This is a genomic window from Rathayibacter sp. AY1B6 (assembly GCF_002932755.1).
GTDB lineage: Bacteria > Actinomycetota > Actinomycetes > Actinomycetales > Microbacteriaceae > Rathayibacter.
The window spans coordinates 1-21,228 of sequence record NZ_PSWL01000002.1; the positions used below are offsets into that span (position 1 = coordinate 1).

Genomic DNA, 21,228 nt, shown 5'->3' on the forward strand with positions numbered 1-21,228 from the left:
GCCCGCCCGTTCCCCGCGCCCGAGAACGCAGAAGTTGCGGTACTCGAACGCGAGTACCGCAACTTCTGGAGGGTGGAGCCGGGCGTAGGGGGCGCCCGTCGGGCTCAGCCGACGAGCACCGCGAAGCCCTGCGCGGGGAGCTGCACGGCGACGGCACCGGACGGCGTCGTCTCGCGCACGAGGGCGCCGTTGCGGTCGTAGACGCGCAGCGTGCCGGAACCGCCCGAGACGCCGATCGCCGTGGTGCGCACACCGTCGGTGGAGTTGCGGATCAGCTCGGTGCGGCCGCCCTCGCCTCCCACGACGAGGCGCGACACCAGCGGGCGCACCAGCAGTGCGTCCAGGCGCGTCTCACCGCTCAGGGGGCGGACCTCGACGCTCGAGGAGCCGGCCGGCACGGTGCGGCGGAGCTTCTGCGGGAGCAGCGCGCCCGACGCCTCCGTGACCCCCTGCGACCCGACGGTCGAACGGAGCAGGTCGAGCGGGCGCGTGCCCAAGGTCCAGACGCTCAGCGGCGTGCGCTCGGTGCCGCGCTGCGGCTGGTCGATGACGGCCTCCACCACGCGGTCCTGCGTGGACGGGCCGATCGGGATCGACACCGCGCGGCGCGGGTCGGTCAGCGAGAGGTAGGAGCCGCTCCAGCCGGCCTCCCCGGTCCAGGACGACTCCGGCGTGACGACGGTGCCGCCGCGCGCGCTCTCGGCCTCGACCAGCGTCAGCCCGTCGCGCGAAGACTCCGTCGCGACGGATCGCGCGCGGTCGGCGACGTCCGGGTGCGCGTCGAGCGCCAGCATCGCCAGCAGCCCGTGGATGGTGCTCTCGGCGCCGCTGTTGCGGTTGACGGTGCCGTCGGCCTGGACGCCGTCGAAGACGACTCCGGTGGCCGGGTCGTAGACCGGGCCGAGGCTGCGGTTCAGGCCGAAGAACCAGGCGCCCTGCACGGCCGCGAGGTCGGTGAAGGCGCTGGAGCCGGTGACGTCCGCCAGGGCGAGCGAGTTCTGGAGCCGGGAGTCGGCTCCGTACGCGATCTGCACGCGGTCGGTCGGAGTCGGGTTCCAGCCGTTGTCCGGACCGCCGGCGGTCAGCAGCTCCGGAGCGAAGCGGGCGCCGTCGACGATCGCAGGCTCGAGGAGGGAGGAGTCGTCCAGCGCCGCGGATGACGCTGCCAGTCCCCCGGCCATCTGCGACGACCAGGAGTGCCAGAGCGTGCGCGACTTCGTCCACGGGAGGATCGCGCCGTACGGCCAGGCGGTGGTGTCCGCCTCCGTCGTCGTGCGGGCGGAGGCGGCGACGCCCTCGGCGAGCTCGGCCGTGCTCGTGCGCACCGCGGAGTCGTCGGGAGCGGCCTCGAGGTAGGCCGAGAGGCCGAGCAGCGCCTCCGAGGTGGCGTCGGCTCCGTCGACGATCAGCCAGGCCGGAACCTGCACGCCGTCGGCCTGCGCGTACTCGCCGTAGCGCGTGAGCACCTCGCGGTCGACCGCACCGACCCCGAGCCGCAGCCGCTCCTGCAGGAAGGCGGCGAAGTCCGGATCGGTGTCGCGGAACGCCGCGTAGCCCTCGCCGAGCGCCCAGAGCGTGCGGGCGAGCCAGTAGCTGTCCTCGGAGTCGCTGGGATCCGGCAGCTCGACCGGCTCGGCGCTCGCGTTCAGCTCCCCGTCGGTCTGCATCCAGAGCACCACGTTCCCGGCGTCGTCGCCCTCGGTGGTCTGGAAGTAGGCGAGGGCGCGGAGGGTCTCGAAGGCCTTCTCGCGGCTCTCGGTCGATCCGGTCTGCTGCCAGTGGCGGAGGTAGACGACGGCGGCGCGCGAGATGTCGTCGGTGTTGAACGCCCCCTGCTCGTAGTCGCCGGTCGCCGGATCGAGGCGGCCGCCGCCCACGCGCTCGAAGGTGCCGCCGTCACGGGCGTCGGCGTAGGTCCACGGCATGACCAGGGTCGGCTCCTCGTCGAGCCGGTAGGTGGTGTGGCCGGGCTCGGGCACCGGAGTGGCGGTGTCGAGGAGGAAGTCGAGGTGCGCCGTGTTCGTCAGCGGCTCGGCCGCCTGCGCGGGGGTCGCGCCGAGGGCGAGGCCCCCGACGGTGAGGGCGGCGGCGGCCAGGACGGCCGCCGATCTGGTGAGCGTGTTCGTCATCGAACTCTCCTTGAGGTGGGGGTGCGGGGGCCGATCTCGATGCGCCCGCTCCGCGGGCTCCTCGATCAGCGAGAAAGGCGTCCGGCGGAGGGCGGACTCGATCAGCAAGGCGAACGCTGCGCGGGTCTCTTGGTGGTCGAGTAGCCGCGGAGCGGCGTATCGAGACCCCGGTGTCCAGGCGGTGGTGGATCTCGATACGCCCGCTGCGCGGGCTACTCGATCAGCAAGAAAGGCGTCCGACGGAGGGCGGACTCGAACAACAAGGCGTCCGCTGCGCGGGCTCTTGGTGGTCGAGTAGCCGCGAAGCGGCGTATCGAGACCCCGGTGTCCAGGCGGTGGTGGATCTCGATACGCCCGCTGCGCGGGCTACTCGATCAGCAAAATAGATGTCCGCCGGAGGTGGACTCGATCAGCAAAACAGGCGTTCGCCGGAGGTGGACTCGATCAGCAAAACAGGCGTTCGCCGGAGGCGGACTCGGCCAGCGAGGCATTGTCAGCCGTCCGTGCGGACGAGGCGGGCCGCGCCGATCTTCGAGTCGGCCATGCCGTAGAAGACGTAGTGCTGGCCGTCGATCTCCTCGATCGCCGTCGGGAACACGACGTTCGGGACGATCCCGCTGCGCTCCTCCTCCGTCTCCGCCTCGAGCAGCGGCTCGGAGGTGCGCGCGATCACCCGCGACGGGTCGTCGCCGTCGAGGAGCATCGCTCCGGCCGAGTAGTTCACGTGCTGCTGCTGCGCGAAGGCGCTGTCGATCACTCCGGTGACTCCGTGGTGGATCAGCAGCCAGCCCTCGGGCACGCGCAGCGGCACGGGTCCGCCGCCGACCTTCAGCTCCTCGAACGGGAACTCCGGGCCCGCGAGGAACCGGTGCCGCGTCCAGCGGGTGAGGTTCGCCAGATCCCGGTCCACCTCGTCGACCGGCACGTAGCTGATCCAGATGCTCTGCCGCGGGTCCTCGATCCCGGCCGGGAGGCGGATGCCCTCGCCCGCCTTCGTCTCGCTGAGGTCCCACATCGGCCGGTGCAGCACCGCGAACGAGCGGGTGCCGTCCGGGGCGGCGACGATCTCGGGGAAGAACACGCAGTCCTTGTTGTGGAACAGGCCGAGGTCGATGTCGAGCGCGTCGTCGTAGGCGAAGGTCACCGGGCCCAGGCGCCGCCAGTCGCGGAGGTCCTCCGACACGGCGAGCGCCGTCCGGGGCCCGAGCGGCCCGTAGGCGACGTACGTCATCACGTGCAGCCCGAGCGCCTCGATGAACGTGATCCGCGGATCCTCGACGCCCGAGTTGTGGGCGCCCTGCTCGAAGCCGCGGTCGGGCGCGAGCACGACGCCCTGCCGCTCGACTCCGACGGGCACGCCGCCCTCGACGATCACGCGGGCGAGCCCCACGCGGGAGACGTTGCCGGCGGCGACCATCCGGGGCAGCAGGTACAGCTCGCCGTCGGGTCCGCGGCCGCTGCCGGGGTTGAGCACCCCCTCGGCTTCGAGCGCGTCGCCCAGGGCGGGCTCCATCACGACGCCGACGCGCTCGAGACGGTAGGGGACAGTGGTGAGGGTGGGAGACATGGTCAGCCTTTCACTCCGGATCCGAGATCGGTCGAGACGAAGTAGCGCTGGAACACGATGAACAGCACCACGACGGGCGCGGCGAGCACGACGGCTCCCGCGAGGATCGCCCCGAACGGGTTGTCGGTCGACGACGCCACGTTCGAGATGTAGTTGGCCAGGGACACGGCGAGCGGCTGCAGCGACGCGTCCTTGGTGATGAGGAACGGCCAGAGGAACTCGTTCCAGGGGCCGATGAAGGTCAGCAGCACGGCGGTCACCAGCGCGGGCCGCACCAGCGGGAGCGCGATGGTCCACAGCAGCTTCAGCTCGCCGGCGCCGTCGATCCGGGCCGCCTCGAACAGCTCCTTGGGGAGCTGCAGGAAGTACTGCCGGAAGATGATCACCGCCGTCGAGTTGATGGCGAACGGAAGGATCATCCCGAGGTGGCTGTCCGCGAGGCCGTAGTCGCGCGCGATCAGCACGTAGAGCGGGATCTGCAGCAGCTGGAACGGGATGACCTGCACCAGCAGGGCGAGCGCGAACACCGCGTTGCGCCCGCGCCACTGCAGCATCGCCAGCGCGTATCCGGCGAGGACGCCGAAGAACACCGTGCACAGCAGCACTCCGCCGGTGAAGATCCCCGAGTTGACCAGGCCGGTGAGCAGGCTGATCCGCTCGTTCACGTTGACGTAGTTGTCGAGCGTGAGGTTGCCCGGCTCCGGGATCGCTCCCGCCAGCGTCGGGTCCGGGTCCGTCTGCAGGGAGCCGACGATCATGTAGTAGAACGGGAAGAGGAAGACGATCGCGCCGATCGCGAGCACGACTCCGCGCAGGATCACGGCTCCGCGGCTGGACCCGACGGGGCGCCTCCGCGGCGACTTCTCCGGGGAGACGGCGGCGGGCACGGCCGAGGCGGCGCCTCCGGCACTGGACAGGGTGCTCATGAGTTCCTCTCCCCCGCGAAGCGGTTCTGCAGATAGGCGATGACCAGCACCAGCAGCACCAGGACCACGCCGATGGCCGAGGCCACGTCGGGCTGCCCCTGCTGGATCCCGAGCTGGTACATCAGCAGCACGGGCGAGGCGGACGCGCCGTTGGGGCCGCCTCCGCCGGTGAGGAGGTAGGGCTCGGTGAAGAGGTTCGCTCCGGTGACGGTCGACACCAGCAGCACCAGGAGGGTCGCGGGCCGCACGCTCGGCACGGTCACCGACCAGAACTGGCGGATGCGTCCGGCGCCGTCGGTCGAGGCCGACTCGTAGAGCTCCTTCGGCACGTTCTGCAGCGCCGCCAGGTACAGCAGGATGTAGAACCCGAGCTGCTTCCAGGTGACGTAGAGCGCGATGATCGGCATCGCGAGCTGCTCGTTGATCAGCCAGGACGGATTCGGCGCCAGCGGCCCGAGGAGGCTGTTGACCAGTCCGTTCCCGTTGAAGAGGAACAGCCACACGCCGACGACCGCGACGCTCGCCGTGACGTACGGCACGTAGAAGCTGACGCGGAGGAACGTCCGCAGGTGCACGACCTTGTCGAGCGCGGCGGCGAGCAGGAGCGAGAGCACCACCGTCAGCGGCACGTTGATCACCAGGAAGATCCCGATGTTGCCGAAGGAGCGGATGACCTGCGGGCTCGAGAACGCCGTGACGAAGTTGTCGAGGCCGACGAACGGCCGCTCCACCTGCACGCCGGGAGCCGCGAAGAAGAAGTCGTGGAACGCGATCCAGACCGAGTAGACGACCGGGAAGGCGAAGACCGCGAGCACGAAGAGGAGGTAGGGGCTGCCGAACAGCAGTCCGAGGGGCTGGGGCCCGAGGACGCGGTGCACCAGGCTCCGCTTCCCCGGCGCCCCGGCCGGCGCGGGCCGGCGGGTGAGGGTGGTCACGGCCGGGTCACTGCTGGCCGGCGAGCCCGGTGACGGTCTCGGCCGCTCCGTCGAGCGCCGTCTTCACGTCGCCCTCGCCGAAGATGACCGTCTTGCCCCACGCGTCGCGGATCGCCTGCAGCATCTGCACCGTGTTCGGTCCCGACGGCACCTCGATGGTGCGGCTCGCCTGGTCGCCGAAGCGCTGGTAGGCGGGGTTCGCCTCGAAGTAGTCGGCGTAGGTGGTCTGCAGGTCGGTGCGCAGCGGCATCTGGCCGGTGGTCTCCAGGAGCGAGCGGTCCTGCTCCTCGCTGGTCGCGAACTTCAGCACCTCCCAGGCCGTGCCCTTGTTGGCGCAGGCGGAGTAGAGGCCGACGTTCTTCGCGTCGCTGAAGGTCCAGGTGTCCTCGGCGGGCGTGCCGTCGGGGGTGGGCACCGAGACGGAGCCCCAGTTCAGGTCCTTGTAGACCGAGACCGCCCACGGGCCGACGATCGACATCGCGGCCTGGCCGTCGGCGAACGCGTCGCCCTGGTACTGCTCGCGGCCGGCGAGGCCCTGGTCGTAGAGGCTCTTCCAGAAGTCGGCGACCTCGTAGCCCTGGTCGTCGGCGAAGGTGGCCTTGCCGTCCTCGACGAGGCTCGTCCCTCCGGTGGCCGCGGCGTACATCGGCATGAAGTCGAACTGGGTCTGGAAGAACTCGCTGGTGGGCGCGGGCTGGATCGCGGCGGGCGCGGCGCCCGACTCGACGAGCGTCTTCGACGTGGCGAGGAAGTCGTCGTAGGTCGACAGCGACGGGTTCTCGGGGTCGAGGCCCGCCTTCGCGAAGAGGTCCTTGTTGTAGAAGATGACGACCGGGTTGCTCTTCCACGGCATCTGGAAGTACTCGCCGTCGGCGTTCTGGTACTGCTCGGCGAGGTCGCCGCTGCGGGTCTCGATGTAGTCGGCGCCGCCGTCGAATTTCGAGAGGTCGACGAGTCCGCCCTGGCGCTCGAACTGGCCGACCGCGCTGGGGGCCGTGTTGAAGACGAGGCAGGGCGCGTTGCCGGCCGTGATCGCGGCTCCGATGACCTCCTCGCTGCTCTTGCCCGCGGGGATCTCCTGCCCGGTGATCTCCTCGTCCGGGTGGTCGGCGTTCCACGCGTCGACCATCGCCTTGCCCCACTGCACCTCCTGCTCGTTGTTCGAGTACCAGATGGTGATCGGGCCGGTGGCGGTGAGGTCGGTCGACGCTCCGCCGCCGTTGCCGCACGCGGTGAGGGCGAGTGTCGCGAGGGAGGCGGTGGCGATCCCGGTCAGCCAGCGTCTCGTCTTTGAGGTGCCCATGGTGTACTCCTTGTCCGGCGGGCGCGACGGTGCGCCCGCGTCTTCAGTGGATCGACGGCCGCGGAGGAGCGGTCGAGTGGCGCACCACGAGCCCGGCGGGCTCGAGGTCGACGTCGGGGGCGCTGCCGGACTCGATGAGGTCGAGCAGCGTGCGGGCGGCCTCCTCGCCCCAGCGCGCGGGACGCGTGCGGGCCGAGGTCAGCGACGGGTAGACGTGGGCGGCGATCTCGGAGTCGTCGAAGCCCGTGATCGAGAGGTCGTCGGGGAGCCGGAGCCCGCGGGTGTGCGCGACTCCGAGGCCGGCGATGGCCATCGGGTCGTTGCCGTAGACGATCGCGGTGGGCGGGGTGGGGCTGTCGAGCAGGTGCTCCGTGGCCTCGGCGCCCTGCTGCGGGCTGAAGTCGGTGGCGACGAGCGCAGCGGGCTCGAGCCCCGCCTCCGCGCAGGCCTTGGTGAAGGCGTCGCGGCGGCGGGAGGAGTGGAGGAGGTGGTCGGGCCCGGCGACGTGCGCGATCCGGCGGTGGCCGAGGCCCGCGAGGTGCTGCACGGCCGCGGCGATCCCGGCGGAGTCGTCCATCACGACCGCGGGCGAGGTGGACCCGTCGACGCGGCCGAGCGTGACCGCGGGGATCTGGAGCTCGGCGAGCAGGGCCGGCCGGGAGTCGTCCTGCCGGAGGTCGGTGAGGAACACGCCGTCGACGCGGCGGTCGGCCGCGAGAGTGCGGTAGACGGCCTCCTCGGAGGCGCCCGGATCGACCACGCTGAGCACCAGCACCCGGCCGCGCTCGGCGAGCACCCGCTCCACACCCGAGATGAAGGAGGGGAAGAACGGATCGGCCGCGATCACCTCGGGGTCGCGCGCCACGACGAGTCCCACCGCGAACGAGACGCTGGTGGAGAGCGAGCGAGCGGTGAGGCTGGGCCGGTAGCCGAGCTCGGCGGCGACGCGGAGGATCCGCTCGCGGGAGTCGGGCGAGACGCCCGGCCGGTCGTTGAGCGCGAACGAGACGAGCGCCTTGCTGACGCCGGCTTCACGCGCGACGTCGAGGATCGTCGGTCTGCTCGCCATGAAAGATCCTTCGCTCGTCGCTGAGGTCTGAACCGGTTTTGTAAACCGGTTCAGGGCACCGTAGCAGGGGGACGGGCGGAGGAGAAGAGGGAGCGAGGTGAGGGCGTCGGGCTGGGTTCGTCGGCCGTTCTGCCGCGCCACCCGGGCGGTGGTTCCCGCCTGTCCTCTCGGCGGGGACATCGCGTGTCCGGCAGGTCGCTACCGTGACCGTCGTCCGCGTGAGTCCTTTCGCCCGCGTCCACGAGGACCTCGAGGCTCGCGGGATACCCGCTCGTGTCGCATAGACGGAAGGAGGAGCAGGTGGTCCCAGGCTTCTTCGCTGGACCGCACCGGCCGAGCTGTCCCGGGCGCAGTGCCGAATGGCTGGCGTTCCACGGTTCTCGTCGGGATCAATGGTGGTTCGCCGCAGTGAACGAGAACCTGTCCGACGAGGCCTTCGTCCACCTCGCGTCTCTCGGCGACCCGGGGATCGCTGGCGGCCTGTTGTCGAACCCTTCGACACCGACGGCAGTCCTCCTGACCATCGCCGGGACGCATCCCGAGCTGAAGGAGATGGTGCGCGTTCACGGCAATGCGCCCTTCGAGCTGATGCTGGAGGCGCCTCTGGGGCATCTCAATCAGACGGCTTTGAATCGATTCCTGCAGCACGAGCGAGCCGACGAGGAGCAGCGACGTGCGCTCTTCGAGGCGAAGGATGCGGAGGCCGGCGTGGGCGGAGAGAGTCTGAGGTCCGTCTGGAACCGGATCAGGGATCACTCCTAGGAGTCGATGGGGGCCCTCCCACGCGCCTCTCGCCCGCGGCACCTGCGTCCGCAATGGCCCGGTGCTTCAGCTCGGAGCCGTTCCGCGCCGATCCTCTCGCCGTGCCAGGTGGGCGGAGCTTCACGCCTGTCCCCGACACGAGGACGTACCGGCCGCCGTCCGCCGCTACGGCGACTGGCATCTGCGTATGGGCGCCTCCACCCGTGGCCGCGGAGCGAGTGCTCGTAGGCCGCTCACGGAAGCGAGTGGCCGCGGAGTCTGAGAGCACTCCGCGACCCGGCTGCGGCTCGGCCGCGCGGTGCTGGAGTGTCCGGGTGCCCGGCGACCCCGCGGCACGTCCCCGACCCGAGAGAGAGAGAACGACCATGGCCCGCCCCAACTCCGCCAGCCGCACCACGAGCGAGCAGCGCACCGAGCACGCCGAGCAGTACTCGGCCGGAGCGCGCTACGCGTCGGAGGCGTTCGGCACCTTCCTCCTGGTCGCCGGCGGCGTCGGCACCGCGGTCTTCGCCTCCGCCTTCCCCGACTCCGGCAACGCGCTCGGAGTCGGCTTCCTCGGCGTCGCCCTCGCCTTCGGCCTCACCGTGATGGCCGGCATCTACGCCGTCGGCCACATCTCCGGCGGCCACTTCAACCCCGCCGTCAGCATCGGCCTCGCCATCGCCGGCCGGACCGAGTGGAAGCACATCCCCGGCTACATCGTCAGCCAGATCATCGGTGGACTCGTCGGAGCCGGAATGGTCTTCCTCGTCGCCGCCGACGGCCCCGCCGGCTACCTCGCCGCCGCCCGCGACTCCGGCTTCGCCTCCAACGGCTACGGCGCCGCCTCCCCCGGCGGCTTCGGCCTCGGCGCGGTCATGCTGACCGAGATCGTCCTGACCGCCGTCTTCGTCGCCGTCATCCTCTCCGTCACCGCCAAGAGCGAGTACAAGGCCGTCGCGCCCCTGGCCATCGGCTTCACGCTGACGCTCGTGCACCTGATCAGCATCCCGGTGAGCAACACGTCGGTGAACCCGGCTCGGTCCATTGCTGCGGCGGTGTTCGCGGGGCCGGACGCGCTGGGGCAGGTGTGGGTGTTCCTGGTGGCGCCGATCGTGGGTGCGGCGATCGCGGGGGTGGGGACGAAGGTGCTGAATCGGCGGAAGTAGTGGGTCGGAGAAGCGACACGTCTTCGACCTGACGAGCGCGGGCACCGGGACCCCACGTACCCCAACGCCGACCCCGCGTGGCAGACATAATCTCGATTGTCGGAGACAATCTCATGCGCCCAGAAGGGGTATGGTCGCAGGTCGCTCGTCGGGCAACAAGCGCTGCCGAGTCGGTTCGCCAATTGCGTGGACCACTGCGTTCGCGGCTCATCGGGAATCGCGTTGGCGGTACCGCCGACTGCGACGTCGCGGTCGTAGTTGTTCGTGCCCGCTTCGAGCTCGGCCGCCATGTTCGCCTGACCGTTGTCGAAATCGGCCGCGCTGGGGATTTCTCGAGCGACGGCGACGTCGCGTCGTCGTTGTCTCGGTCGAGCCGATCGGCGTCCGCGATGAGCAGCTGCGCCTCCATCAGCTCAGCGCTCGCACAGGCGCGCTTACGGGCCACCGTGTCCTTCCATTCCTCGACCAGCGCCACTCGCGCAACGCCGACGGCAGCGGGGTCGGGGTGCTAACCCGATCGGCATCGTTCCAGTCGATCGATGTCTGCACCCAGTAGTGCTGGAACCCGGCGGGATCGGTGTCGCGCTTCCACTCAACCCGAGAAGGCACGAGGGCCCCGACTGGGGTTGGTGTCCCAAACGGACGTCCTCTACAGTTCACGACACGACGTTGTCAAATGTAGGAGAAAAATGTTTTCATGCTTCTCGGGCGGCGCGAGCACCTCTCGCCGCAACGTGCTCGCGGTCGCGATGGGAACATTCGCCGCAGGCGCCGTCGTCACGACGGTGGCGACGACTGCCGCCGCCGCCCCCGGCGGTGTACTGATCCCCGGTAGTTCCTGGCTTCAAGGTCAGGGTGTCGACGTCGTCGGGAATGGCGGAAATTTGAACACCTACTACCAATGCGTCGAGCTGCCGCAAATGCGCCTTTACCCAAAATTCGGCTGGCCTCGGGTCTACGCCGCGGGGAACGGAGGCGCTGCCTATATCCCTGAAGGCTCACCGGGGCTCACACGCCACAACTCGGGATCCGGCTACTTCCCGGTCCCCGGAGACCTGGTCATCTCGAACGCCACATCGGCATGGCCCTACGGCCATGTGGCCGTCGTTGACTATGCGAGCGGCGACTCAATCTTCGTCGTCGAGCAGAATGGCGTCGCCAGCTCAGGGCGATCGACGTATCGCTACAATGGCGGCCGTTACCTCGGCGGGCCGACCAGCGTTAAGGCCGTGCTGCACGCCCCTCAAAACAACTTCAGAAATTCTGGAAATACTTCGCCGACGACACCCCTGGGCGTGTCCAAGACCGCCTTCCAGGCGAACACCGGGAACTTGTACACAAACTCGTTGACGACCGGTGCCGCCGACCTCGGTCAGGGCATGCGCGCTGGAACCAGCCCGAGCATCGTCGCGCTCTCGTCTGGTGGCTACGAAATGTCGTTCCAAGCGAACACTGGGGATCTTTACGCATTTGGCGATGGAGGCAGCTACAACACTCGGCTGGGTATGATGAGTGGCACTTCGCCCGCAATAGCCGCCTCACCCGGGGGTGGCTTCAAAATCGCGTTCCAGGCGAACACTGGCAACCTTTACCAATTTGGGTCACCGGGTGGCGCGGCGAATTTCAATCTCGGCATGAAATCGGGCACCAGCCCTGCCATTGCCGCCCTATCTACCGGGGGCTACCAGATTGCCTTTCAGGCGAACACAGGCAATCTCTGGGTCACGGGTGACGCCGGCACCCGCGACACCGGTTTGGGCATGATGCCGGGGACGTCTCCAGCTATTGCTGCCACGAATGGTGGATACAAGGTCGCGTTCCAGGCGAACACGGGGAATCTGTATCAGTACGCGTCCACTGGCTCCGTTACAAACCTCAACTTGGGTATGAAGAATGGCACCAGTCCAGCCATTACTGCCCTGTCAGACGGCGGTTACGAAATTGCATTCCAGGCGAACACCGGCAATCTTTGGGCAACGGGAGATGCCGGAACAGTCGACACACAACTTGGAATGATGACTGGAACATCCCCGTCTATCTCTCGGTCCGGAGCCGGATGGGTCGCTGCGTTCCAAGCGAACACCGGCAACTTGTATCGGCGAGATTCCGGTGCTGGGCCGGTAGATTCCGGCCTCGGCATGATGCGCGGTACGAGCCCCGCGATCGGGTAGTGCCGTCACTAGCGGGGACAGATCCGCTTCGACGAAATGTCTCGGGTATGAGGTTGGATCGGGAGAAACCTCGCATCGCGGTGAACTCCGTGCGTAGATGCTAGGCCTGACGTGCGATGACAGATGATCCCCAGCCCTGGTCCGCCTGACCCGGCAGGATCCTGTTCCCGATCGACCAGTACAAGCTCACAGCTCCGTGTTCACGCGGCGCTGCCCGGTGAGTTGCGCGGTTAGCACCTGACGCTTCAGGTCGCGGAGAACTGCCATGTAATCGGAGGGCAACTGCTCGAGATTTGACACCACCCGCCCAACGTAACTAGGGCGCTCCCCTACTCGACCCGCGAGGTCTACTGCGGGTGACGCAGATAGACCGCGCTCTCCACGTGTCCAGCAGCTTGCTGGACACATGGAACCGTACCGCCTGACCCAACCTCGAGACGGCGCGTCTCTGGCGCTGAACTCGCGGCGAACGTCGGCGTCTCCGCTGCTGTTCGTGACCTCGTCTCGCGGGTCACCGCGGGGAAAAGCAGGCGTCAGCGCAACTTGACGAGTCCACTGTCCTCACCGGCACCCCTTCATCGCCAGTAGCGCCCTGACAGTCGCGATTATCGGATATTCGCGTCGGTCCTACGCAGGTCGCCGACATGCTGGGAAGCTCATCAGGATGTCGGACTAAATGAGCTCCCCAAGCACGACGAGTGACTGCCCGCAGCGAGCGTCAGCTCGCCTCGGCCGACGCGCTCCTGAGTCAGCGCTTGCCCTCGAGCCTGGTGCGAATATCTGCAAGCTCAGAGTCGCCGGCCCCGATCCAGCCGGCTCGGATCGCGAAGAGAAAGTAGCCCTCGACTGCGTAGAGGAGCTTCTCCATCTCGTCAATCTCCGCCGGGCTACCGGTCTCAGCGTACTTCAGGGCTTGCAGTCGGCTTCGAGCTTCGGCCACGCCGATAGCGGCCATTTGGTGGAAGATCGACTCGTTCTCGACGGCCAGTCCGCGGTGAACGAAGCAGAGGGCCTGTCCTTTCTTCGTCGGTAACGTCCTCCCGTCCTTCTCGTAGATGGTTCCTGCGAGGTCAATTTAGTTGGCGCGCAACCAACCGAGGACGACGTCCTCGGGGAAAGCGTTTCGGAGGAGGCGGTCCACGAACTCCATGAGTGAGGACGATCCCAGCTGCAATGCCGTGGAACGACATAGAGGCGAGTCATGCTAGATGCAGCGAGTAAGGGTATGAGTCGAATGCCGTCCTGTGAGTGCGTTAGCGAAAAGTGCTTCCGTCTGCAGAGTTCGTTCAAGCAGCCAACCGGGGCTTCACCATCCGCGCGTGTGCCGAGGGGTCGAGCCCGCTCGCTGCAGCGGTTGAGCTCCTGATCCGATCGGGCCTCGTTTACGAGGGCGCTCCGTGGGTCCGGACCGACAACGCCTGGAAGACGAACGCGGTCGACTTCGATCGCCTGGGCTACGAGATCGGCGCGCTCAACGGCGGCGAACAACGCATCGCCCGGATGGCCACCTCGCCTGGGCCCGGTACACCCGTGGACCTGCGCGAGGACGTCGCCGGACTTAACTACGAGCACGCCCGTCTCGTGCTTGCCGGATAGCGCACTCTGCCGGATTCAATGAGCCCGGGACGGCCGTCCAGGACGTCGACGGCATGCCTACCCTCACGTTTTCCGATGCGCTTGCTAGCTGGCCTGCCGAGTAGCGTTGCGCTCGACCCAGCGCGCCCTCGCTGGCGTCGGAAAGCCCCCGCTCGAGCCTGCCGTTCAAAAGGGCTTCTCCGTCCCGGCTGACACCGGTGCGGCTGCGCTGTGAGGCCAAGCTGATGCTCCTTTATCGGGCGGACGGAACCTCGGCTGATTGCGAGACCAGGGAGGCTGAAACTGAGTTGTTCACGGACGCCCCCTGACCACCTATGCACAGCCCAGCTCTCGCTGGGGGTGGCCTGCACACAGGCGGACAGCGGGACCCCGGCCGCAGTACAGATTCGGGATCCTTTGCCCGATGATGCGGGGTATGGGTTTCCTCGACAGGCTGCTGGGCCGGACTGCTCCTCGTACCGACAACGCAACGTCGAAGGACGAGCCGAGCGCAGAGTCCCCATCCGCGCACCGCGTTCAACTTCGCGTGAACCTCAGCACCACGATCGAGCTTGGCGTGGTGCAGCTGACGGGAACGACGACCTTCGCCCGCGGGGCGATCACGGCGCTGGCATCACGCCATCACGCCGCCGAAGGCGGCTACATCGAGACGAGCGGATCCCTGCAACGAGAGCCCGACAACAGAGCAGACCCGTTCGCCGTAGGAGGGCATGTTGAGGGCGAGCGCATCGGCTACCTCCCCAGCTTCATCGCTCAGGAGCTCGAGCTGAGCGAGGACGGGGCAGAAGTCGTTGAAGTGCAGATCTTCACCGAACTACTACCCGCCGGCCTGCGAGCCGAGGCATGGGCATGGCTGGGCGATGGACCGGCGCGGTAGCAATGGTCCGCATCGAACCGACCACCCCTGTCCTCACCCGCGAAAGCCGCCGCGCACCACCAGTCCTCCCGAACCATGGTCAAAGAGGCCCTCGCCGGCGGCGGAGCGCGTGCGAAGGACTTCGAGCGCGGGATGGTGAACGAAGTGCACTATCTGGAGCTCGTCGAGCCGATCAAGCAACTCAAGCGCGAAGGACGACTCTACGAAGCTCTCGTCCTGTGCACAGCAGCGATCGTCGGAGCAGAAGGCTCCCGCAACGGCCGCGAACCGGCACCCTGGTAACCGCCACGGACACGGGCATGGACGAGCTCGAGCAGCAGGAAGCACCAGCGGTCGCAGTGGGTGCGACGGTCACCGATGATCAGAAGCGTCAAACCGGAGGAAACGCTCTACATGCTCGCCGAGCCGACCGGCCCCCCGCCTGCATCGTCGTCTCAGACGAAGCAACAGCAAAACCTAAAGCTCCGTGAGCGTCCCGGGCCATCGACTCCGTCGCAGCACCAGCGAGACGACCGGACACCGGTTTGAAGGCGCCGACCTTACTGGCAAACGAACGCATCCCGCAGGGACCCACGCCACACGACACGGAGACCGCCCACCTCGGCCCCTGCTGAAGACGTCGCTAGATGCGGCAAGATCGATCCGTGCCTCAAATCTTCGACAACCTGACGCCAGCGTCTCGACTGGGCGCCGACATCAGGGCAACCTTCGACAACCACTATGAGCGAGTCGACGTAGCGACCGGCTACATCGACCTTCGAGGCTGGGACCACTTGGGTCCGTCTATTCAAACGAAGGCACTACCGACCGATGGTTCTCCTGTCGCACGGATACTAGTCGGCATGATTGCACCCTCAGATGCCGCCGCGATCCTCGCCGAACTGCAAGATCAGGTACAAGAACCAGCTATGGGCGCAGGTATCCCGGACATTGGCAAAGCCATTGAACAGCGATCACGCTTGGTGAAACACCTCAGAACTCAATTGATGCGGGGTTTACCCACCCAATCAGGACTTGAAGCACTACAACTCTTGAAAGATCAACTTCAAGAGGGACGCGTACAAATGAAGGTCTATACTCGCCGTCCACTGCACGGAAAAACATACATATTGACTGAAGGCCTTCATCAGAACCCATCCTGGGGCTACCTTGGCTCATCTAACCTTACAGCTGCCGGCCTAAGCACGAACCTCGAACTAAACATCGACGTTCCCGACAACGATGCAACGGAAAAGCTCTCGCACTGGTTTGAAGAGCGGTGGGCCGACAAATTCTCTCTCGACATCACAGAAGACATTATCGATCTAATTGCAGAGTCGTGGGGGGACCCTGAGCAACCCACGCCATACGAGGTCTATCTAAAAGTATGTCATGCGCTCTCGCAGGATGCACGCGACGGAATGGGATACGTTCTTCCGAAATCCATGGAAGACCTTCTTCTCAATTACCAAGCAACCGCCGTCAGGACACTTGCCCGACGCATCGTGCGTAGAGGCGGAACAATGCTCGGCGACGTCGTCGGTTTGGGTAAAACCTTAACTGCGGTAGCAACGTCCCTCATGCTTCAATCCGCCGAGGACTACACAACCTTGATTCTCTGCCCGAAAAATCTAGTTGACATGTGGCAACGCCACATCGATGCATACAACATGGACGGGGCGCGAGTTGTACCGTACTCAATGGCGCATAAACTCTTGCCCGATCTGAAATTATTCAAACTTGTTATTTGCGACGAGTCGCACAATCTGCGGAACGAAAGCACCCGCGCATATGAGGCCGTTCGCTCATACGTAAGACGGAACAACTCTAAGGTGCTTTTACTCACAGCAACGCCATACAATCTCGCTTTCACAGACGTCGCAAACCAACTTGCACTATACATTGAAGAAGACGAGGACCTCGGTATCGTCCCGTCTGCAGCTCTCGCTAAAGACCCCAAGCTAGCAGACAAAGTCGACGGAAAAACAAACACACTGGATGCCTTCAAGCTTTCTGATGAAGCAGACGACTGGCGGCGCCTCATGTCAGACCATCTCGTTCGTCGTACAAGAAGCTTCGTGAAGCGGACCGCCCAGCGAGTCACAGAGACCCTCGTAGATGGAACGACGCGCACTCGGGATTACCTCAAGTTCTCAGACGGAACTAACTTCTTTTTCCCGACACGGATTCCACATCATCTCCCTCTTGCTTTTAGCTCAGACGACCCCGCCGCCAAAATGGAAGATGATACAACCCTAAATGCTGTCTCGTCTCTCAACCTGCCACGCTATCGGCTAGCGGACTATGAGAATCGGCGAGCTCCAAAGAGTCCCGATGACTCCCGATACCTCGACGATATCCGATCCGGGCGCGGCAACGTTAGTGGATTCGTCCGAACCGGGCTCTTTAAGAGACTATCATCGTCAGGACACTCATTCATCTTATCCCTTGAGCGCCAAAAAGCCCGAAATGAAATATTTTGTTACGCAATTGAGAACGACTTGCCACTACCGCTTGGCAGCTTCAGTGAATCTTTTATAACTTTAGGCGACAAGGACATCGAGCTCGAAGACACCGCGGTCGGCACAGCCGAGCAGCGATACTCTCAGATCCGTGAAAATGCATCCAAGAAGACGAAATGGATCAACAGCACGGTATTTACCAGTTCGCTTCGCGCAGATCTCAAAGCCGATAATAAAACGATATCGGAGTTGTTAGCTCGTTTTGGATCCTGGGATCGCTCGACCGATTCTAAGATGACAAGACTTGTGGAGCTAATCCAGCAGACCCACCCCAATCAAAAGGTGCTAATTTTCAGCGAGTATCTAGACACAGCAAGGTACGTGTCGGAATCGCTGGTCGCAGCGGGGGTGGAGCGTGTCGGTCTCGCATCTGGCGAATCTACCGATCCCTCCGAAATTGCACGTCGATTTGCACCGGTGGCAAACCGCCTTCCCGGTCAAACGCTCGATTCGGTTATTGTACCGCCGGATTCGATCAATGTTCTCGTGGCGACTGATGTACTGTCCGAAGGCCAAAATCTTCAGGATGCGCACATTGTCGTGAACTACGACCTTCCATGGGCCATTATTCGTCTAATCCAACGAGCCGGACGAGTTGACAGGGTTGGGCAGCAATCCGACGAAGTTGATGTCTACATCTTTAGTCACGACAAGATTGACGATGAAATCAACCTTAGGACCCGCATAAAGGAACGACTTAATGCCTCCGCTGAGGCGTTTGGGTCTGACGAGCAATTCTTCGGGACAGAACGCGAAGTCAAGATTCTGGATGATTTCTACAATGGCCGGATGACCGATGATGATGACGAACTTGACGGCGAGGCCGATGCCGTAAGTGAGGCTTGGTTGGTTTGGACCAAAGCACAACAAGAAAGTCCCGACGCGGCCAATCGCGCTCTGACCTTGCCCGATCTTATTCAAAGTACCCGGTCCGAATATGCGAATGAGAGCCATGGTGGAGTCACCTGTTTCGTACGCACCGAAGGGGGAACGGAGGCCTTCGCAACGTACAACGATGCTGACGGCAGCCAAAGTCTTTTGACTCAATCTGAGGCACTTCGGAGTTTCTACGCGGAACCGACGACACCGGCGAGACAACGTCGTGCAGATCACTTCGAGCGGCAGGCCGGCCTGGTGCGAGGGCCCCTTGCGATCGAGGCGGCCTCGATGGGCAATTTGAAGGGGATCCGAAAGTGGGCGTGGAACCGGTTCGGTGGTTCGCTTGGGTCGGAGTCTGCGCAGGACGCGCTGGGGGCGCTGCACGCGCGCTCTCTGACAGCGTATGCAACAAATCAATTGTCTCTTGCTCGCCGCAACAGGTACTCCGACAGCGACGTACTTGATCTGATGAACCGGCTCCATTCGGAGGACCGCCTCGTCATCGGCACGACCGAGACAGACGAAATGCGGATTGTTTGCTCAATCGGCGTAGTGAAGGCGGAGTAATGAGATTAATTGAACGCGTCAATTCGCTCGATTTCCAGACCCTATTTCTAGAAGATCTGAATTGGCACGCTCCGGACCGCAAGCCAGTGGACGTACAACTTGAAGACGGCTCCTCGCTAATTGCTCACAACGTATCATCCTTTCTTGGGTTGCGAGTCTGGGTCTGTGAGCAACTTCCGTCGACAACAGCACAAGCTTTCCTCGATCGCGAAATCGGTAGAGTCTCGACGGACCGGCTGGTCATATTTCACAATGCGGTCGACCAAGTATGGCGGTGGCCATCTCGCCGCATCCTCGATAACAGCGTCGCCTCCCGACTAACGTCCCATCGCCATCGTATCGGCGAGGTGAACAACCGTTTCGAAGCACGACTAGAGGTTATCCGTCTCCCTTCGAGCGAAGTGCTGGACGTCAATACTGTTTTGTCAAGATTACGCCAGGCCTTCGATGTTGAATCGAGAAATGAATCAAAGCAAGCGTCAAAGTTCATGGTTGACATGTACACCTCGCTCGAACGAGCATATCCGACCGACTACAATCGCCGCGTTCGGGATCATGAAATATCTGTCACACTCGCGCGAATACTTTTCCTAATGTTCGGTGATGATACAGAAATGTGGGAGCCAAACGCATTTCGTAATTATGTCAAGCATAATGAGGCCTCGCAGCAAGGATTCGGGGCTTCTCTCACCCACCTTTTTGCTGAGTTAAATAGCGAAGATCCAGACTTGTCTAGCTATGGTCTCCGCTACATCAACGGAGGCCTCTTTCAGGAGCCAATAAAGCTTCCAGCGCTAGGCAGCGACCTACGCGAAGCAATTCTCCGCGCATGTGCGGTCGATTGGTCAACAATCAGTCCTGCTATTTTCGGATCTATGTTCCAAGCGGTCCGGGATGCAGAGACAAGAAGTCAGCTTGGAGAGCATTACACATCGGAGGAGAATATTCTCCGAACCTTGAATCCACTCTTCCTAGATGATCTCAGAGCAGATCTGAGCGCTGCTCTCTCCCGAGACACCACGAAGACGAGAATAAACTCGTTGCGTCGGCTGTGGACTCGCTTGGGCGCCATCCGCTTCCTCGACCCAGCGTGTGGATGCGGAAACTTCATCATTGTTGCGTATCGCGAGTTACGGGACCTAGAGCTTCGCGTACTCGAAGCACTGTCAGTTGAAGAGGTCGGCGAGAACGGTGTCGCCTTGGACACCGACTGGACTAGCACTCTCCTGGTTCGGCTCGACCACTTCTTTGGCATAGAAGTAGACGAATGGCCAGCACGCATCGCGGAGACTGCCATGTTCATGGTTGATCGCCAGAGCGACCTGCTTTTGAAGGACCGCTTCGGAAGTGCTCCGGAACGTCTACCCCTCAAGACTCGAGCCGAGATCGTAGTTGGTCGGTCGCTGGACGCAGATTGGGGAAAGATTGTAGGTGATGGCGAAGTCATCGTTGCCGGGAACCCACCTTATAAAGGCGGCCTGAAGCTTCTACCTGAACAACAGGCAGAGCGTACTCGTCTTTACGACTCTCTTCCCGAGAGTACTGGGTTACGCGTCGGTCGTATCGATTACGTCTGTGCATGGTTCGCTAAGGCGGCTGATTTCAGTCGACAGGTTTCTGCACGTATTGCGTTCGTGGCGACGAACAGCATTGCACAAGGCGAGCAGGCAAGGGTTATGGGCCCGCTTATGACACGGCTGGGCGCCAGAATCGTGTTCGCTCGCCGCTCGTTTTTGTGGAGCTCCGAAGCACAAAACCCTGCTGGCGTTCACGTCGTCATTATTGGATTCTCGGCTGGGTATTCGGGTCAGGCCGCGCTGTTTGTTGGCAACGAGGCAACACCGACGTGGCACCCCGAGATAAATTGGTGGCTTACGCCAGCTCCACATGTTGAGATTCATCCCAGACGAAGCCCCTTCATCAGCGGCTTGCCTCGAATGACGGTCGGCTCTCAGCCGACCGACGGGGGTTTGCTATTGCTGAGTGAAGAAGAGGTTAAGCCGTTTAAGGTCGACCCAATCGCGTCGAAATATCTACGACGCTACATGGGGGCCAAAGAGCTGCTCTCTGGCAAAGTCATCTGGTGCTTGTACATGGAAGGAGCAGATCCTACTGAGCTTTCGAGGTCGTCCTTGATCGAGGAGCGCGTGAATGCCGTCGAGAAAGAGCGCCAAAAGTCTCCAACGGCAGCCTTCCGCGCCACCCCTGGTCACTTATTCACGCATAGAAAGCATCCTAACGTCGAGTACATTGCTTTGCCCCAGAATTCGACTGACAGTCGGCGATGGATACCCGCTGAGATTTTCGGTACAGGTGTTGTGGCATCTAATAAGGCCACGATTGTCTACCCGGCGGAAGTGTGGCTGTTGGGGTTTTTGCAATCTCAGATGTATCAAACGTGGATTCGAGCGGTTGGCGGTCGCCTGCGGGAGGATCCGACAATCACTGCAGACCTCGCATATAACTCATTCCCGTGGCCGGAGTTGCCAACATCGATGCGTTCTCTACTTGAAGCCGCAACCCGGCAGATGCTGGCAATTCGCGAACCGCTTCGAAGCACCAAGAGCCTCAGCGAGCTTTATAAACCTTCAGATACTCCCGCCGAGCTCCGTCAGGCGCATGAGGATATCGACCGCGTGGTTGACGAATTGTATGGACTGCGTAGTCCAACAACAGCAACTCGGGAGGCCGCGCTTTTTGTCCGGTATTCGAAGCTTTCACAGCAGGCGGCTAGCGGTTGAGGGGCAGTGCCTGACAGAAGAAGGGGCTACCGACCTACAGACACGCACGTGCCGGTG

15 protein-coding genes are annotated in these 21,228 nt (G+C 64.0%); 8 read left to right on the top strand and 7 right to left on the bottom strand.

Annotation, left to right across the window (positions count from 1 at the left end):
* Window positions 1-104: 104 nt before the first annotated feature.
* The 6 genes from C5D08_RS00975 to C5D08_RS01000 form a co-directional block, all read right to left on the bottom strand.
* Complete coding sequence (locus C5D08_RS00975; RefSeq protein WP_104275422.1) at window positions 105-2,129, bottom strand: hypothetical protein; 2,025 nt, start codon at window positions 2,127-2,129, stop codon at window positions 105-107.
* 493 nt (window positions 2,130-2,622) lie between these two features.
* Window positions 2,623-3,696, bottom strand: a complete 1,074-nt coding sequence (locus C5D08_RS00980) for a glycosidase (protein ID WP_104275423.1) — start codon at window positions 3,694-3,696, stop codon at window positions 2,623-2,625.
* A 2-nt stretch (window positions 3,697-3,698) separates the two neighbouring features.
* Window positions 3,699-4,622 (bottom strand): carbohydrate ABC transporter permease, encoded by a 924-nt coding sequence (locus C5D08_RS00985; RefSeq protein WP_104275424.1) that lies wholly within the window; start codon window positions 4,620-4,622, stop codon window positions 3,699-3,701.
* Window positions 4,619-5,557 (bottom strand): carbohydrate ABC transporter permease, encoded by a 939-nt coding sequence (locus tag C5D08_RS00990; protein ID WP_104275425.1) that lies wholly within the window; start codon window positions 5,555-5,557, stop codon window positions 4,619-4,621. Before C5D08_RS00990 ends, C5D08_RS00985 begins: the two co-directional genes overlap by 4 nt.
* 7 nt (window positions 5,558-5,564) lie before the next feature.
* On the bottom strand, window positions 5,565-6,860 hold the full coding sequence (locus C5D08_RS00995; protein ID WP_104275426.1) for an extracellular solute-binding protein: 1,296 nt from the start codon (window positions 6,858-6,860) through the stop codon (window positions 5,565-5,567).
* Between the two features lie 43 nt (window positions 6,861-6,903).
* Window positions 6,904-7,929: a LacI family DNA-binding transcriptional regulator gene (locus C5D08_RS01000; protein WP_104275427.1), complete on the bottom strand. Its 1,026-nt coding sequence runs from the start codon at window positions 7,927-7,929 to the stop codon at window positions 6,904-6,906.
* Between the two features lie 408 nt (window positions 7,930-8,337).
* Between C5D08_RS01000 and C5D08_RS01005 the strand changes: the two genes are divergently transcribed.
* The 3 genes from C5D08_RS01005 to C5D08_RS01015 all read left to right on the top strand — a co-directional run bounded on the left by C5D08_RS01005 (window position 8,338) and on the right by C5D08_RS01015 (window position 12,010).
* Window positions 8,338-8,691 (top strand): hypothetical protein, encoded by a 354-nt coding sequence (locus C5D08_RS01005; RefSeq protein ID WP_104275428.1) that lies wholly within the window; start codon window positions 8,338-8,340, stop codon window positions 8,689-8,691.
* Between the two features lie 365 nt (window positions 8,692-9,056).
* On the top strand, window positions 9,057-9,839 hold the full coding sequence (aqpZ, locus tag C5D08_RS01010) for an aquaporin Z (protein ID WP_104275429.1): 783 nt from the start codon (window positions 9,057-9,059) through the stop codon (window positions 9,837-9,839).
* Window positions 9,840-10,528: 689 nt separating this feature from the next.
* Entirely contained in the window at window positions 10,529-12,010 is a 1,482-nt protein-coding gene (locus C5D08_RS01015; RefSeq protein WP_181110152.1) for a CHAP domain-containing protein, read from the top strand.
* Between the two features lie 748 nt (window positions 12,011-12,758).
* On the opposite strand, the gene C5D08_RS01020 is transcribed toward C5D08_RS01015, so the two are convergent.
* The gene (locus C5D08_RS01020) at window positions 12,759-12,965 is read right to left on the bottom strand and encodes a hypothetical protein (RefSeq protein WP_104275431.1); all 207 of its coding nucleotides are present in this window, start codon (window positions 12,963-12,965) and stop codon (window positions 12,759-12,761) included.
* Between the two features lie 308 nt (window positions 12,966-13,273).
* Between C5D08_RS01020 and C5D08_RS01025 the strand changes: the two genes are divergently transcribed.
* The 5 genes from C5D08_RS01025 to C5D08_RS16585 all read left to right on the top strand — a co-directional run bounded on the left by C5D08_RS01025 (window position 13,274) and on the right by C5D08_RS16585 (window position 21,171).
* A complete protein-coding gene (locus tag C5D08_RS01025; protein ID WP_104275432.1) occupies window positions 13,274-13,606 on the top strand; it encodes a hypothetical protein in 333 nt (110 codons plus the stop codon).
* A 415-nt stretch (window positions 13,607-14,021) separates the two neighbouring features.
* Window positions 14,022-14,483 carry a hypothetical protein gene (locus C5D08_RS01030; RefSeq protein ID WP_104355568.1) on the top strand — a complete coding sequence of 154 codons (462 nt, stop codon included), beginning with the start codon at window positions 14,022-14,024 and terminating at the stop codon, window positions 14,481-14,483.
* 75 nt (window positions 14,484-14,558) lie between these two features.
* Window positions 14,559-14,765, top strand: a complete 207-nt coding sequence (locus C5D08_RS01035; protein WP_104275434.1) for a hypothetical protein — start codon at window positions 14,559-14,561, stop codon at window positions 14,763-14,765.
* 362 nt (window positions 14,766-15,127) lie between these two features.
* Entirely contained in the window at window positions 15,128-18,430 is a 3,303-nt protein-coding gene (locus C5D08_RS01040) for a helicase-related protein (RefSeq protein ID WP_104275548.1), read from the top strand.
* Window positions 18,430-21,171 (top strand): DNA methyltransferase, encoded by a 2,742-nt coding sequence (locus C5D08_RS16585; protein WP_146086094.1) that lies wholly within the window; start codon window positions 18,430-18,432, stop codon window positions 21,169-21,171. The genes C5D08_RS01040 and C5D08_RS16585 overlap by 1 nt, the downstream gene beginning before the upstream one ends.
* Window positions 21,172-21,228: the final 57 nt, after the last annotated feature.